Raw genomic sequence first — 13,890 nt, 5'->3', positions numbered from 1 at the left:
TGATAATTGTAGCATAATTTTTGTACATGCATATTATGTACTAGAAAATGAGAAGGAGGTGAAAAAAATGGCAGATAAGATTTTTGCATCGGTAGTTAATCAAAAGACTGTAACTCAAGTTCAACTACAAGTATTAACAATAATTGCTGCTCAAATAGCTAGTGTAATAGAAGCTCAAATTGGAGTTACTGTTCAGACTGACGATGATCTGTTAGATATCTAATCTATCTTAGAATATAGAGGAAGAAGACTAGGAGGTGAAAATCAATGTCAGCAGATAAGATTTTTGCATCAGTAATTAATCAAAAGACTGTAACTCAAGTTCAACTACAAGTATTAACAATAATTGCCGCTCAAATAGCTAGTGTAATAGAAGCTCAAATTGGAGTTGCAGCACAACTTGATGATGATTTACTAGATATTTAGTTGGGATTGGAGAGGTTTTCCCTTTTCAATAAAATGTTAATTTAATATAAATATATTTAACTGGGAAAGGAGAGATAAGATTGAAAATAGGATTTTCCAAAGATGGTTTGAAATTGAATTCAAAAAAATTCAATCCTTTAAATATTCCTTTAAAGGGTGTCTCAATAGAATCAGATATACCAGTAGAGCCAGTTAGTGCTTCAAATATTTTGTCAGTATTTGAACAACCAAATATCAGAGAAGTAGACAGGACAAAAGGGATAGAAGTATTGAAAAGTATAATAGATAAAGTTATGTAATATCCAACTCTGCCTCAGAGAAATTTTCTTTGAGGCAGTTCTTTTTTTATTATTGATGAACCATTATTATTAAGCTTCATAAAATGTTAATAGAAAAGTAGAATAGGAGGTTTATTTATGTCTAATAATGCTGAAAAGTTATCCTCTAAGAAAAAAGAAAATGTTTATATGGGTGCCAAGATTGTTAATCAGATAAATACTAATCAGCAATCAAACATGTGCCTTTCTGCATATAGTGTGGTAACTCAAAACTCATCTACAGTTAATATAAATCTAGGGTAAAGGAGGTTTAAAATATTGATAGATAGTAACAAAGAAAATAAAAAGTGGATAGAGATAAAATTAAATAAAAAAAATAAAGATCTACCTAGTGAACTTAGAATTGATATGAACGGTGATGTATATGTAGATGGCGAACTATATGATGAAACAAAATCTAAATATAAAAATTTAAACATAGATGTTGAGCAACATAACAAATTAAGTTCTGGAGAAGAGACGCAAAGAATAATAGAAGAAAGTAAGAAAGCTAAAAAAGGAGAATTCGTTACAATAAAAGAAGAGGAAAGCCCAGAGAAAAAGGAGATCACTACTGTAAAGTTTTAATAAAGGAGGTATTTTCTTGGATGATAAAAATTTAGATAGTAGCAAGTCATTAGGAAATGAAATTAATATAGATACTAATATTAGTAAAATAAAGACGAATGATGTTGAAATAACAATGCATATTAAAAAACTAAAAAATCCTGCAGAGTTGCTAGAAAAACTGTATTCGATACGAAATAATGCAACTTTAAATAATGAGGAAAAGAATAAAGAAGTAAAGAGAATTATGACTGATTATATGAGGTGATCTATTTTGGAAAAGGTAAAACAATCATTAATTTTCAATCTTTCAAATCAAGCCAACACATTTAAATGCCGAAAATCATTTCTATCTCAATTCAACATTTTTACGATTTTTGGACTTGAATATTTAAATACAATAAAAGCAGTAGATAAAATTCCTATTTCAATTAGTGTAGATAAAGATGGAGGTTTATCAATTGATGGCATTGATGAGGAGCTAATCAATGACAAGAACATATATGTATATACAGATAAAAAAGTGACTAAAAGTGATTGATATTTATAATGATTTTATATGGAGGGATGGTAGTGGAAGACACTAAAAAAGCAGAGGAATTCTTGGAAGATGTTTTAGATAATGATGATAATAAAGTATATAACTTTATGATAAATGCTTCAAACCAAGCTAATCTAACAAATAATAATAATATTTCTCCAATACAGTTGAATTCAATTTTTGTAGTTATAAGTCCATATTATATTGAAAAATTTGATATTGAAGGATTAGATTTAGATTTCAAGATGAATGAAGAAGGAATTATTACAATAAATGATAAGAATTTTGAGATGGTAGAGGTAAAGCCCGGGGTCAAAATATTTGGTATATCTAAATTAAGAGAGGGGAATTAATTATGAAAAAAAAGTTGAATTCTATACTTTCGCCAGAAGAAAAGATTTTATATAAAAAGGTATTAGAAGATATAGCTAATAATGAACATTTTTATACTTCAAGTAACGCAGAAGAAATTATATCTCATTTAATTGATGATTGTGGTTTTAATAAAGAAGAAATTTATAGATTATTTAAGAAGATATCAAAATTTGGTTAAGTAATGTAAATAATACTAAAAGTTCGTAGGAGGTGAAGTTATGGAAGATAATGAATACCCAGTAATAATAAAAAAATCAGATGAAATATTGAAACATGAATCAGAAGAAGACAATAGCCAAGAGGTTAAAGAAATTGAAGATAAGGTACTGAACGATGAATTAGAAGAAACAACGCATAAAGAAATTGAGGAAACAAAAACTTTGGATAAAGAAGAAAAGTTTGGTATAGAAAATCCAATGGATATTTTAGATAAGTTAATTTTGGTGTATAAGAAGAATAAATAAACACAGACAAATCTACATTTCAATGAATGCTTTTTTATAAAAGTTAGGCCCTTCTGTTAGAAAGGCCTAATTTATATTTTTATATCTTCTAATATTATCATCGTTTAAAAATTCATAGGCATTGTTTACCTTTTGAAACATTTCTGTTGCATTAGCGGATTTATTTATATCAGGATGATATTCTTTTGCTTTTTTTCTGTAGGCTAATTTAATTTGATATTTATCAGCACTATATGAAACGTTTAGTAAATCACAACTTTCTTCATATTTCTTTTTGAATTCAGTTGTAGGATTGCTATATGCTTGCTGATTTGAGCCAGTATATTGTCTATATCCTCTGTAATTGTCATAGGTTCTTTGAGAATTTTGGTATTCTTGCCATTGTTTAAACCTTTCTTCCCATTCTTTCCGTTGTTGCTCTTGTCTTTGTTGTTGTTCCTTTCGTTTTCGAGCTTCTTCTGCTTTCTTGTATCTATATCCATATTCAGAAAATGAAGCATATTTGCTGTTAGTTCCATACATGAGATAGTTTGCTCTATCAAATAAATACTCAGTTAACATATATTTTATATATTTTAAATAAGATACAAATTTGGTCCCGAGTAATGGGAATACTACGAAAAATAATATGGTAAGAATAACATAAGGGTTAAGAAGCATAAGTATTCCAAATGGACCTGCAAGCATGAATAATAGTAAACATCCTCCCATACCGATAAGAGCAATAAACCCACGTGCAATAGTATTAACTAATGTTACGGTAAAATTTATAATACCAATAAGAATATCCAATACTATTGAAATTACCTCTGTAATAGAGCTCAAAATTTTACCTAATAGTACTTTCATTCTATTCATCAATTATTAGGTTCCCCCTATAAGTTTAATTATTGTTTACAAATATAACATTATATCACATTATTGTGACAATTGATAGTATTAGGAAACAAAAATTATGAAATAGTGTGACAGAAAAAACAAAGAAGTAGTCTAAGTTTCAAATATTTTGCTAGATGTGAAGTTGTGATATAATGATGAAAGTATATTTTATCATATATTTGAATTTTAGTAGGTCAGTAGAAATGCAGTGTGATAGATAAATTTATAATCTATTTATAGGATGTGGAAAAATGAGTATTGAAAAAAAGCCTAATAAGTTAGTAGTAAATATATTATTAACATCTATACGTATATTTTTAAAAAGTCGTTCAAATATTGTTATTGAGCATAATGACACGATAAAAATGAAGCCCCCTTACATTATTTTATCGAACCATGTTAATAATTGGGATCCGTTTTTTATTAATAATTTTGTAAATGAACCTATTTGTTTTATAGCTGCTGAATCATTGTTTCGTAATTCATTTTTAAAAAAATTATTGAACTATATAGGAGTAATTCCAAAAACAAAATTTAAAAGTGATATACGTACAATAAGAGGGATATTAAAAGCGAAAAGAAGCAATCGTGTTATTGGCCTATTTCCAGAGGGGAACTCAAGTTGGGATGGTCATGTAGAGCCGATTACCTATGCAACTGCAAAGCTAGTTAAATTGCTAAATATTCCTGTAGTTATTGGTAATATTGCTGGTGGACATTTAAGCCATCCTAGATGGGCATATAGACATCGTAAAGGATTGATTTCTATATCTTTAATAAAAAAATGGGATAAAGAAGATCTTCATAATAAATCAATTAAATTCATTTATCAAAAGTTAACTGAAGCACTTTCTTATGATGAAATGGAGTGGCAATCTAAAAGGAATACTTCTTATAAAGGGAAAGAACTTGCAAATTATTTAGAAAGATTTTTATTCATATGTCCTCACTGTAAGATACCTGGGCAACTTCGTTCTGGTGGGAATATGTTTAAATGCCATAATTGTAATTATACGGTTTGTTATACGGCTTTAGGGACATTAAAACAAATTAATTATCCTATTCATTTTTCAACAACTCATGATTGGAATAAATGGCAACTTAGACTTTTGGAAGAAACTATTCTAGATTCAGATTGGAAATTTATCTGGAATAGTGTAATGCAAGAACATGTGAAACTGTTTGTATCTGATAAAGACAATTCATTCAAGATTGTTTCAACTGGGGAATTACTATGGGATCATAAAAGTATTATTTTTCAAGGCGATGATATGAGTCAATATATTTTTTCTTTTGATGATATTGAAAGATTAAATATTCATATTTATAATAATCTAGACTTTTTTTATATGGATAAATTGTATAGGATTAAGTTTTATAATCCTAGAACTTCAGCATATAAATGGTTAAAGGCTATAGAAACTGTACAAAGGTTATATTCTAATCAAGCTTTAGAGGATTAGTCGTGAATAATTCTTGAGTATTAGTAAAGCCCTATAAGAGTAAGTAAAACATCTCTTTTAGGGCTTTTATATTTCTAAATTAACCCAAGTAATCTTGCTCCTTGTGCAACAATAAGACATGTTAAAATTCCGGTTATAGTTGGCACTAAAAAGGAAATTCCAGTCCATTTTAGGCTCTGGGTTTCTTTGTGTATAGTCCAAAGTGTAGTAGCACAAGGCCAATGGTTTAATGAAAATAACATCATGCAAATTGCCGTTAACCAAGTCCAACCGTTATCTATGAATAATTGTTTCATTTCACTTAAGCTATTTAACTCTAACATAACACCCTCTGACATATAGCTCATTATTAAAATAGGAATAACGATTTCGTTGGCCGGCAATCCTAATATAAATGCCATTAAGATATACCCGTCTAACCCTATAAATCTAGCAAATGGATCTAAAAATTGTGCAAAGTGTGCTAATATGCTTAGTTCTCCTATGATGATATTAGCCATAATCCATATAATTAAACCAGCTGGTGCAGCAACAGCTACTGCACGACCTAGTACGAATAGAGTCCGGTCAAAAATGGAACGAACGATTATTCTACCAATTTGAGGTTTTCTATAAGGAGGCAATTCTAAAGTAAATGAAGAAGGTAATCCTTTTAAAATTGTTTTTGATAATAGTTTAGAAATAATTAATGTAATTATAATACCTAATATGATAGTAATAAGTACTGATAATGTTGCAATTAAAGAATAAAAAATTCCGATAGATCCAGCTACAAACATACTTGCAAGTGCAATTAAAGTTGGGAATCTTCCGTTGCAAGGAACAAAATTGTTTGTAATGGTTGCAATTAATCGTTCTCTTGGAGAATCAATAATTCTACAAGCTACTATTCCAGTAGCATTACACCCAAATCCCATACACATAGTTAATGCTTGTTTTCCATGAGCACAAGCTTTTTTAAAATAGTAATCTAAGTTGAAGGCAACTCTAGGTAGGTAGCCTAGATCCTCCAGTAAAGTAAAAAGCGGGAAAAATATTGCCATAGGAGGCAACATTACTGAAACAACCCATGCTAAAGTACGATACATTCCTAGTACCAAAATGTCATGTATCCATTTAGGAGTATCTAATAAATTGAAAAAAGTAGTCAACTTATCTTCAAACCAAAACAAGCCTTCTGATAATAAACCTGAAGGATAATTAGCACCTTCAATGGTAATCCAAAAAATGATTCCTAAAAAAATAGTCATGATAGGTATTCCAAATCTTTTGGAAGTTATTATATCATCAATTTTTCTATCTAACTTATTATGCGTTTTATCTTCTAAAGAAACAACCTTATTGCTAATCTTTTCAGCAGTCTTTATAATACTAGAAACAATCCTATCCTGCAGATTATCTATTTGATTATATTTTTCTATTAATTTAGATTGTATTTCATTAAAGTTATCTTGCAATGGCTTATCTTCGATTAGGTTTATATTTAAGTATTCATTAATTGATTCTAATAATAAATTATCTTTATTAAGTAGATGAAGAGCTGCCCATTTACTATTGATCTTGTCGTCAACTAAGTCTTGTATTCTTGGTTGAATTTTTTCGATTGATTCCTCTATAATTTTTTCGTACTTTACTTTCAGGGGTCTAGGTTTTATTTTGCCAAGAGCAATACTTTCAATCGTTTTTTTCAATTTTTCTAAACCAATTCCATTTCTTGCAGAGGTTCCTACTACAGGCACACCTAAAAGGTTAGATAGCTTTTCCAAATCAATGTGGATCTTTTTTCTTTTTGCTTCATCCATTAAATTTACACAAACTACAACTTTGTCAGTGAGTTCAATAATTTGAAGAACCAGGTTTAAATTTCTTTCTAAGCAGGTAGCATCTGCTACGATTACAGTGACATGGGGATTTCCAAAGCAGATAAAATCTCTTGCTACTTTTTCTTCTACAGAATTAGCTAATAGAGAATAAGTACCTGGTAAATCAACTAATATATATTTTTTGTTTTTATAAGTGTATTTACCTTGAGTATTAGTAACAGTTTTACCAGGCCAATTGCCAGTATGCTGATTAAGACCTGTAAGGCTATTAAACACGGTGCTTTTCCCAGTGTTTGGATTACCAGCCAGTGCTATTACAAAATCATCAGGTGATTCCAAGTTTACTTGAAATATTTCATTTAAAGCATTTATACCTGTAGATTGTTTAGTTAAGCCCATATTTAAACCTCCCTATTAGTTACGATAAATGGATTCAACAAATATTTTTGAAGCTTCTTCAGATCTTAAAGCTATAACAGCTCCCCTCACCTGGTAGGCTATTGGATCACCTGCTGGACTTTTTCTCAAGGATTCCACTTTTGTATCATAGATCATTCCTAAATCTAACATTCTTCTACGAGTTGTTCCTTGTGTCGAGAGTTTCTTAACTATACCAAATGAACCTGTAGGCAATCTATCTAAAGAAATTAAATTTTTATTCACTTTAAAACTCCTTTCTATTAATTTTTTTCTTATTATGGCATAAGTTAGTCATAGGAAACTTTATTTGAGATGTCTAATAATAAAAGTATGAATTAGAGCTTATATTTGTTACATAGAAAAAGTAAAAAAAGGAGACGAAAAGTTTGAAAAAGCAAAGAGAATTTCGCACTGTTAGAGGATATCAAATGTTAAATATGGAAAATAAATCTTTGACTTCAAGTATGGAGGATTATTTAGAAATGATTTATCGTATTTGTGTTAGACAAGGTTATACACGTATTAGTCAATTAGCTGATAAATTAAATGTACGTCCTTCATCGGTTACTAAGATAGTTCAAAAGTTAAGAAAACTAGAGCTGATAGATTATGAAAAGTATGGGACAATCAGGCTGACAAAGGAGGGTAAACTAATAGGAAGTTTTCTATTGAAAAGACATGAAATTATAGATAAATTTTTAAAGAATATTGGAGTAGAAGAGACTCGACTTAAAGATACAGAAATGATAGAACATGATGTAAGTATTAATACTTTAAAAAATATACATTTTTTCAATGAGTTTATATCTTCTAATAAGGATATAAAGGAAAGATATGATATTTTTAGGGCTGAGTTTGATAATGAAATTGATTTGATATATCCTATATAGAAGATATGTATAAAAGATTGTTGTTTCCTACTAATGATCTAATTTATTGTTCATTTTTATCAATTTCTTTATAGAACAATATTAGCGCTCCTGCTGTGGTTCTTGTAGCTAATGGTAAAGAACATCTAGTTATTCTATAAAATCTAGTTTCATCATCTTTTATACTTTTAAATTTTCTATAAATTTTTAAGGCTACACGTGTATTAAACCTTATATAATCTTCAATAGAGTCTAATAAATATGCTCCTGATTCAATTTTAAATTCTTTTACATTATTATAAGTACGGTTAACATATTTTTCATATTGATGATGATTATCTAGAAGTCGTATGTTTGCATGTTGAGGCACAGTCATATCTTGAATTAGATGAATAGTTGCACCTAAATAAAACATTGCTTTATTTGTTTTTCCTTTATTCCACAAATTAATTGATTTACTATAATATTCCTTTGCTAATTCCATAGCATTTTTTCTTCCAAATAAACCCTTTTTTTTGATAGGATTATAAAAATGATTTGAACTTTTAAAATCTTGGTCTGCCCATATAGCACCTTTATTAATATTTTCTATATAGCTATTGTATAGATTATATTCTTTGACATATTTGTTATTTAAAAGTATTATCAAAGCTTTTAAGTTTAAATAAACATGGACTTTACATTCAGTTTTTTTAATTGACTTTTTTATTGGGTTTGCAATAATAAATATGCTATTCAATAAATGATTATAAGTTGTTTCTAATCTTTCTATTTGAATCACCTTCTTTATATGTTTAATATAAGTTCCAGCCTAAGGATATTCTGAAGCATTGCTGTATAACTTGGATTATATATATTTACTTTCATAATGTTAGAATATCCACATATATAAATTTTAACCAACGATTTTTTATTGTTACACTTTAAGAAAACATTTTACAATCCTCATATCATATGCATATTATTTGATAGTGTATATTGGTTTGGTAAGCACATTATAGCTTTCAGAAATTATGATACGACAAGTCTAACCTTCTTCTTTTTAGCTATTCCATATTAATAAAAAATTTTTAAACTATTTACCTATAGCTGAATATCATATAGAAAGGGGGTATGTTAATGTTAAGATACAATAAGTCAGTAAGCATTTTAATAGTAATGATAATTTTTTTTGTTTTTTTTACTAATGTTGGTTTTACTACATCATTAGAGAATGAATCCGTTCTAAAGGAGTATGTAAGTAGTGGATATAATGGGAGCATCTTAGAACAAAGAAATGCAGTGCTAAAATTTCAAGCAGAGAATAATTTATTAGTTGATGGAATAATTGGGGAGATGACTAATAAAGCATTAACTGAAGATAACAAACATATTATAGATATAGTTCCTGAAGAAATTGAAAAAAAGCAATGGTTTATAGTTATAAATAAAACAAAAAAGATATTAACTGTATATAATTATGGAGAAATATATAATAAATATCCAGTAGCTTTAGGGAAAGCTTCTTCACCTACACCAAATCATAAATTTACTATAATAAATAAGTTTGTGGATCCTTATTGGGGAGGAATGAATGGCAAGTTTCAGCCTATAAAAGGAGGAGAACCCAATAATCCTTTAGGGAAGAGATGGTTAGGGTTTTCTACAGAAAAATATGTAGGTTATGGAATCCATGGTAATTCAGCTCCTTTTTCCATTGGCAAATATATTTCAGCTGGCTGTATCAGAATGATAAATGAGGATGTTGAGGAATTATTTGAATATATACCTGTTAAAACTGATGTATGGATTGGTACAGAAGAAATACTGGAGAAATGGGGAATTATACAATATATTGAATATCAAAAGAATGAAAAGATATGTTCATTGAAATTAATTAATAAAATAAGATGGCAGATTATGTTACAACCTGCCATGTATCTTATCCTAATGTAAACCTAAGCTGTTTAATTCTATAATTTTCAATATTACTTCTACAGACTTCTCCATAGCAATTAAAGGGATATACTCATATTTCCCATGATAATTGTAGCCACCTGCAAATAGATTGGGGCAAGGTAATCCCATATACGAAAGCTTTGCTCCATCTGTTCCACCTCTTATAGGAGTAACTATCGGTTCTATATTTAGTTCTTCCATAGCTTTTTTAGCAATATCTATAATCTCTATTGACGGCTCAATTTTTTCTTTCATATTATAATAAGAATCTTTTATATCAAGGGTAATTACATTATTGTATTTATTATTTAAGAATTTTACTATTTCCTTCATGGTTTCTTTTTTCTTATTGAATTTTTCTGAGTTATGATCTCTCAATATGTATGTCATTTCTGTTTTTTCTACAGAACCTGTAAACTCAACTAAGTGATAAAAACCTTCGTAGTTGCTTGTATATTCAGGTTTTTCATTTACTGGGATCATATTGTTTAGTTCCATACCAATTAACATTGAATTTACCATCATATTTTTAGCAGTACCTGGATGAATATTATTTCCTTGTATTATGATTTTAGCTTCTGCTGCATTGAAATTTTCATAGTTTAGTTCACCGATAGGACCGCCGTCTACAGTATAGGCAAAATCAGCATTAAATTTTTCAACATCAAAATGATCAGCACCTCTACCTATTTCTTCATCAGGAGTAAAGCCTATTCTTACAGTTCCGTGAGGAGTACCAGGATTGTTTATTAGATGTTCGATAGCAGTTATTATTTCAGCAATTCCAGCTTTATTATCTGCGCCAAGCAATGTAGTTCCATCTGTTGTGATTAAAGTTTCTCCTATATAATTTTTAACATCAGGAAAATCCTTTACAGACAAAATTATGTTTTCTTCTTCATTTAATACAATATCTTTTCCATCATAGTTTTTAATCACTTTTGGATTTACATTTTTACCAGACATATCAGGGCTTGTATCCATATGTGCGATAAATCCAATAGTTGGGACTTCTCTATCCATATTTGAAGGTAATGTTGCCATTAAATATCCTTTGTCATCAATAGAAACGTCTTCAAGTCCTAATTTTTTCAACTCTTTGACAAGAACTTTAGCAAATTCTAATTGAGTTTTTGTACTTGGTACAGTATTAGAACTTTCATCTGATGTAGTCTCATATTTAACATATTTTAAAAATCTATTCATAATATTTGACATTTTAAAACCTCCTGTATTTTTATATTATTGTTATTATTATATCTTAAATCGGATGTTATAAAAAGAGAAAAAGATTAAACTTCGAAACTGAAATTTAATCTTTTTGTAATATTAGGGAAATAAGTTCCTGATATAATTACTACGTAAAACAAAATTATAAATAATAAATGTAAATACAATAGTTTGAAACATTAATTTAATACTGTAGAATTTAAAAACATAATAAAAAAAGGTCTATATTAACAAAGAATAGTTATTACTTAGGGATAAAGTTTTGAAAGGAACGATAAAGATGATAAAAGAATCATTATTGGAAGAATTAAAGAAAGATATAGAAATTAAAAGAAAAGAGTTACATAGAATGATTAATAAAGAAATAGATAAGGATGAATTATTAAAATATAGTGTAGAGTTAGATGAAGTCATAGGGAAATATTATAGTGTAAAATTGAATAAAAAATAAGCATGATTAAATATTTAATTATGCTTATTTTTTATTTAACCAACAAATTTATTTTAATAGAGATTAAATAAAAGAGTATAAAAGTAGTAATGCAATTATAGCTATGATTATACATATAATCCAAAATAGTATCTTTTTACGAATAAAGAAAAATTTCAATAAAACCACCCCTTATTACCTATGTATTATAATGTATTTAGTCATTATTAAATATATGCAATCATTTTAAATTAAAGGTTTTAATTGTTAATATCTAGTGATATATTATAATATATAATAAAATATAGAAAAAAGGAGGAATTGCCTTGTCGGTAAAGATATTAACTGATAGTGCCTGTGATCTACCTAAGGACTTAATAGAAGAATATGATATTGATGTAATTCCACTTGTGGTAATAGATGATGATAAAGAGTACTTAGATAATGTTTCTATTAAACCTAAGGTTTTATATGATAATATGAGAGGAGGACAAGTATATAAGACTGCTCAAGTCCCGTTAAAAGTATTTGAAAATAAATTCGAAGATATAGCTAATAAGGGAGAGAGTGTAATATACATATCATTTTCGTCCGGACTTTCAGCAACCTATCAAGCATCAATAATAGCAAAGAATTCAATAAAAGAAAAGTATCCTAATTTTGACATAGATATAGTAGATTCGAAATCTGCATCTTTAGGTTTTGGGTTATTGGTTTATAAAGCTGCAAGAATGGCTAAAGAAGGCAAAAATAAAGACGAAATACTAAGTATGCTTGAATTTTATATAAGAAATATTGAACATATATTTACAGTAGATGATATAGAGTATTTGTTTAGAGGTGGTAGAGTTTCTAGAACACAAGCTTTTGTAGGAGGGCTATTGAATATTAAACCTATTTTAGATGTATCGGTTGAAGGGAAATTGCAACCTTTAGAAAAACTTAGAGGAAAAAGTAAGGTATTGAAACGAATGTTAGAAATAATGGATGATAGAGCTAAGGAAGCAGATTTAAATGCTCAAACTATAGGTATTAGTCATGGAGATAATTTAGATAATGCATTAAGATTAAAGAAAATGATTGAAGAAAAATATGGATGTATTGATTTCATTATAAATGAAATAGGCTGTGCTATAGGGGCTCACTCTGGTCCAGGCACTATTGCATTATTCTTTTTAGATAAAAATTATGAGGACTAATATGAAGACTAATAAGATAAATGGCAAAAATAACTATGGACAAATTCAATTGATAGTAGTATAATATTTACTGTTGATTGAATAAGCTCCTTTAGCTCAGTTGGCTAGAGCACCTGACTCTTAATCAGGGTGTCCAGGGTTCGAGTCCCTGAAGGAGCACCATTTATAGCTTGTAACTTGATAGTTACAAGCTTTTAATTATATAAAATAAATTAATATGATTTGATAGGGGTATGGTAATGAATCGATTTCAAAAATTTATGGTAGGACGTTATGGCGTAGATCAATTTTATAATGCCTTAGTTATAAGTAGTATTATTCTAACCTTAATTAGTATAATTACAGGCTGGAATATACTTAGTACAATTGGTTTATTGTTTTTATTTTTCGCCATGTTTAGAGTATTTTCTAAGAATGTTAATAAACGATATCAAGAAAACATGAAATTCTTACAATGGTGGAATCCTATAAAGATAAAGGGTAGAAATTTTATTAACCGAATTAAAGGAAGAAAGACTCATCGCTATTTAAAATGTCCTCAATGTAGACAACAGTTAAGAGTTCCAAAAGGCAAAGGGAAAATAGTTATTACTTGTCCTAAATGCCATACTAAATTTGGAACAAGAACTTAATTTTAATATTAAATAAGATTAATGATAAAGCCTCATAGCTATAAGCCACGAGGCTTTATCATTATCCAATTAGGAATTAGAATTGGTATTACTATAATACAGTAAAATTTATTTCTTAGATTTATTTTTGATGAATATAAAATGTAATATGAATATTATAATTATTATTGGTAAAGTTTCAAATATTAAACTTATGGTAATAATAGATCCAACAAATGCAAATATAATAAATAAGAATGTTGCTGTTATCAGCAATATTAAACAGCCAATATACATACTAATCCTCCTAAGTTTTTCGTATATTATATTTTATTCTA

At 28.3% G+C, this 13,890-nt stretch carries 22 protein-coding genes and 1 tRNA gene; 17 read left to right on the top strand and 6 right to left on the bottom strand.

The genetic code is table 11. From position 1 onward, the window contains the following. Positions 1-67 precede the first annotated feature (67 nt). The 10 genes from K8M07_RS03205 to K8M07_RS03160 all read left to right on the top strand — a co-directional run bounded on the left by K8M07_RS03205 (position 68) and on the right by K8M07_RS03160 (position 2,690). Positions 68-223, top strand: a complete 156-nt coding sequence (locus K8M07_RS03205; protein ID WP_223376444.1) for a hypothetical protein — start codon at positions 68-70, stop codon at positions 221-223. A 44-nt stretch (positions 224-267) separates the two neighbouring features. Continuing rightward, positions 268-426 carry a hypothetical protein gene (locus K8M07_RS03200; RefSeq protein WP_223376443.1) on the top strand — a complete coding sequence of 53 codons (159 nt, stop codon included), beginning with the start codon at positions 268-270 and terminating at the stop codon, positions 424-426. 80 nt (positions 427-506) lie between these two features. Then, positions 507-725 (top strand): hypothetical protein, encoded by a 219-nt coding sequence (locus K8M07_RS03195; RefSeq protein WP_223376442.1) that lies wholly within the window; start codon positions 507-509, stop codon positions 723-725. 117 nt (positions 726-842) lie between these two features. Further along, a complete protein-coding gene (locus tag K8M07_RS03190; protein ID WP_223376441.1) occupies positions 843-1,007 on the top strand; it encodes a hypothetical protein in 165 nt (54 codons plus the stop codon). 15 nt (positions 1,008-1,022) lie between these two features. Continuing rightward, positions 1,023-1,331, top strand: coding sequence for a hypothetical protein (locus K8M07_RS03185; protein WP_223376440.1), 309 nt, complete (start codon positions 1,023-1,025; stop codon positions 1,329-1,331). A gap of 16 nt (positions 1,332-1,347) precedes the next feature. Continuing rightward, entirely contained in the window at positions 1,348-1,578 is a 231-nt protein-coding gene (locus K8M07_RS03180) for a hypothetical protein (protein ID WP_223376439.1), read from the top strand. A gap of 6 nt (positions 1,579-1,584) precedes the next feature. Continuing rightward, the gene (locus K8M07_RS03175) at positions 1,585-1,851 is read left to right on the top strand and encodes a hypothetical protein (protein WP_223376438.1); all 267 of its coding nucleotides are present in this window, start codon (positions 1,585-1,587) and stop codon (positions 1,849-1,851) included. A gap of 32 nt (positions 1,852-1,883) precedes the next feature. Further along, complete coding sequence (locus K8M07_RS03170; protein WP_223376437.1) at positions 1,884-2,204, top strand: hypothetical protein; 321 nt, start codon at positions 1,884-1,886, stop codon at positions 2,202-2,204. Positions 2,205-2,206: 2 nt separating this feature from the next. Then, positions 2,207-2,404 (top strand): hypothetical protein, encoded by a 198-nt coding sequence (locus K8M07_RS03165; RefSeq protein ID WP_223376436.1) that lies wholly within the window; start codon positions 2,207-2,209, stop codon positions 2,402-2,404. Positions 2,405-2,444: 40 nt separating this feature from the next. Further along, on the top strand, positions 2,445-2,690 hold the full coding sequence (locus K8M07_RS03160; protein ID WP_223376435.1) for a hypothetical protein: 246 nt from the start codon (positions 2,445-2,447) through the stop codon (positions 2,688-2,690). 66 nt (positions 2,691-2,756) lie between these two features. Here K8M07_RS03160 and K8M07_RS03155 read toward each other — a convergent pair whose 3' ends face one another. Further along, on the bottom strand, positions 2,757-3,548 hold the full coding sequence (locus K8M07_RS03155) for a DnaJ domain-containing protein (protein WP_223376434.1): 792 nt from the start codon (positions 3,546-3,548) through the stop codon (positions 2,757-2,759). 272 nt (positions 3,549-3,820) lie between these two features. Between K8M07_RS03155 and K8M07_RS03150 the strand changes: the two genes are divergently transcribed. Next, positions 3,821-5,032, top strand: a complete 1,212-nt coding sequence (locus K8M07_RS03150) for a 1-acyl-sn-glycerol-3-phosphate acyltransferase (protein WP_223376433.1) — start codon at positions 3,821-3,823, stop codon at positions 5,030-5,032. A gap of 74 nt (positions 5,033-5,106) precedes the next feature. Here the strand turns inward: K8M07_RS03150 and feoB are convergent, their stop codons facing one another. Continuing rightward, complete coding sequence (gene feoB / locus K8M07_RS03145) at positions 5,107-7,254, bottom strand: ferrous iron transport protein B (protein WP_223376432.1); 2,148 nt, start codon at positions 7,252-7,254, stop codon at positions 5,107-5,109. 15 nt (positions 7,255-7,269) lie between these two features. Continuing rightward, positions 7,270-7,518: a ferrous iron transport protein A gene (locus K8M07_RS03140; RefSeq protein WP_223376431.1), complete on the bottom strand. Its 249-nt coding sequence runs from the start codon at positions 7,516-7,518 to the stop codon at positions 7,270-7,272. A gap of 143 nt (positions 7,519-7,661) precedes the next feature. On the opposite strand from K8M07_RS03140, the gene K8M07_RS03135 reads away from it, so the two are divergent. After that, positions 7,662-8,165: an iron dependent repressor, metal binding and dimerization domain protein gene (locus tag K8M07_RS03135; protein WP_223376430.1), complete on the top strand. Its 504-nt coding sequence runs from the start codon at positions 7,662-7,664 to the stop codon at positions 8,163-8,165. Between the two features lie 43 nt (positions 8,166-8,208). On the opposite strand, the gene K8M07_RS03130 is transcribed toward K8M07_RS03135, so the two are convergent. After that, entirely contained in the window at positions 8,209-8,925 is a 717-nt protein-coding gene (locus K8M07_RS03130; RefSeq protein ID WP_223376429.1) for a zinc dependent phospholipase C family protein, read from the bottom strand. 338 nt (positions 8,926-9,263) lie between these two features. Between K8M07_RS03130 and K8M07_RS03125 the strand changes: the two genes are divergently transcribed. Next, the gene (locus tag K8M07_RS03125) at positions 9,264-10,079 is read left to right on the top strand and encodes a L,D-transpeptidase family protein (protein WP_223376428.1); all 816 of its coding nucleotides are present in this window, start codon (positions 9,264-9,266) and stop codon (positions 10,077-10,079) included. Here K8M07_RS03125 and pepT read toward each other — a convergent pair. Continuing rightward, on the bottom strand, positions 10,071-11,300 hold the full coding sequence (gene pepT, locus K8M07_RS03120) for a peptidase T (protein WP_223376427.1): 1,230 nt from the start codon (positions 11,298-11,300) through the stop codon (positions 10,071-10,073). The genes K8M07_RS03125 and pepT overlap by 9 nt on opposite strands. A 274-nt stretch (positions 11,301-11,574) precedes the next feature. On the opposite strand from pepT, the gene K8M07_RS03115 reads away from it, so the two are divergent. The 4 genes from K8M07_RS03115 (at position 11,575) to K8M07_RS03100 (ending at position 13,573) form a co-directional block, all read left to right on the top strand. Next, positions 11,575-11,763: an aspartyl-phosphate phosphatase Spo0E family protein gene (locus K8M07_RS03115; protein WP_223376426.1), complete on the top strand. Its 189-nt coding sequence runs from the start codon at positions 11,575-11,577 to the stop codon at positions 11,761-11,763. Positions 11,764-12,068: 305 nt separating this feature from the next. Next, positions 12,069-12,941, top strand: a complete 873-nt coding sequence (locus tag K8M07_RS03110) for a DegV family protein (protein WP_223376425.1) — start codon at positions 12,069-12,071, stop codon at positions 12,939-12,941. 85 nt (positions 12,942-13,026) lie between these two features. Further along, a tRNA-Lys gene (locus K8M07_RS03105) sits at positions 13,027-13,103 on the top strand. A gap of 77 nt (positions 13,104-13,180) precedes the next feature. Then, positions 13,181-13,573 carry a hypothetical protein gene (locus K8M07_RS03100; protein ID WP_223376424.1) on the top strand — a complete coding sequence of 131 codons (393 nt, stop codon included), beginning with the start codon at positions 13,181-13,183 and terminating at the stop codon, positions 13,571-13,573. Positions 13,574-13,681: 108 nt separating this feature from the next. On the opposite strand, the gene K8M07_RS03095 is transcribed toward K8M07_RS03100, so the two are convergent. Then, a complete protein-coding gene (locus K8M07_RS03095; RefSeq protein WP_223376423.1) occupies positions 13,682-13,849 on the bottom strand; it encodes a hypothetical protein in 168 nt (55 codons plus the stop codon). Between the last annotated feature and the right edge of the window lie 41 nt (positions 13,850-13,890).

It is taken from the genome of Schnuerera sp. xch1 (assembly GCF_019931165.1).
Classification (GTDB): Bacteria; Bacillota; Clostridia; order Tissierellales; family Tepidimicrobiaceae; genus JAIOUP01.
The sequence above is the reverse complement of the archived record's forward strand: the minus strand, read 5'-3'. Positions and strand labels throughout refer to the sequence as shown.

What these genes read in the sequence shown, in the direction of transcription:
- K8M07_RS03205 (WP_223376444.1), top strand. Translation starts at nt 68, where the DNA reads ATGGCAGATAAGATTTTTGCATCGGTAGTTAATCAAAAGACTGTAACT.
- K8M07_RS03160 (WP_223376435.1), top strand. Translation starts at nt 2,445, where the DNA reads ATGGAAGATAATGAATACCCAGTAATAATAAAAAAATCAGATGAAATA.
- K8M07_RS03165 (WP_223376436.1), top strand. Translation starts at nt 2,207, where the DNA reads ATGAAAAAAAAGTTGAATTCTATACTTTCGCCAGAAGAAAAGATTTTA.
- feoB (WP_223376432.1), bottom strand. Translation starts at nt 7,254, where the DNA reads ATGGGCTTAACTAAACAATCTACAGGTATAAATGCTTTAAATGAAATA.
- pepT (WP_223376427.1), bottom strand. Translation starts at nt 11,300, where the DNA reads ATGTCAAATATTATGAATAGATTTTTAAAATATGTTAAATATGAGACT.
- K8M07_RS03190 (WP_223376441.1), top strand. Translation starts at nt 843, where the DNA reads ATGTCTAATAATGCTGAAAAGTTATCCTCTAAGAAAAAAGAAAATGTT.
- K8M07_RS03150 (WP_223376433.1), top strand. Translation starts at nt 3,821, where the DNA reads ATGAGTATTGAAAAAAAGCCTAATAAGTTAGTAGTAAATATATTATTA.
- K8M07_RS03200 (WP_223376443.1), top strand. Translation starts at nt 268, where the DNA reads ATGTCAGCAGATAAGATTTTTGCATCAGTAATTAATCAAAAGACTGTA.
- K8M07_RS03095 (WP_223376423.1), bottom strand. Translation starts at nt 13,849, where the DNA reads ATGTATATTGGCTGTTTAATATTGCTGATAACAGCAACATTCTTATTT.
- K8M07_RS03100 (WP_223376424.1), top strand. Translation starts at nt 13,181, where the DNA reads ATGAATCGATTTCAAAAATTTATGGTAGGACGTTATGGCGTAGATCAA.
- K8M07_RS03155 (WP_223376434.1), bottom strand. Translation starts at nt 3,548, where the DNA reads ATGAATAGAATGAAAGTACTATTAGGTAAAATTTTGAGCTCTATTACA.
- K8M07_RS03125 (WP_223376428.1), top strand. Translation starts at nt 9,264, where the DNA reads ATGTTAAGATACAATAAGTCAGTAAGCATTTTAATAGTAATGATAATT.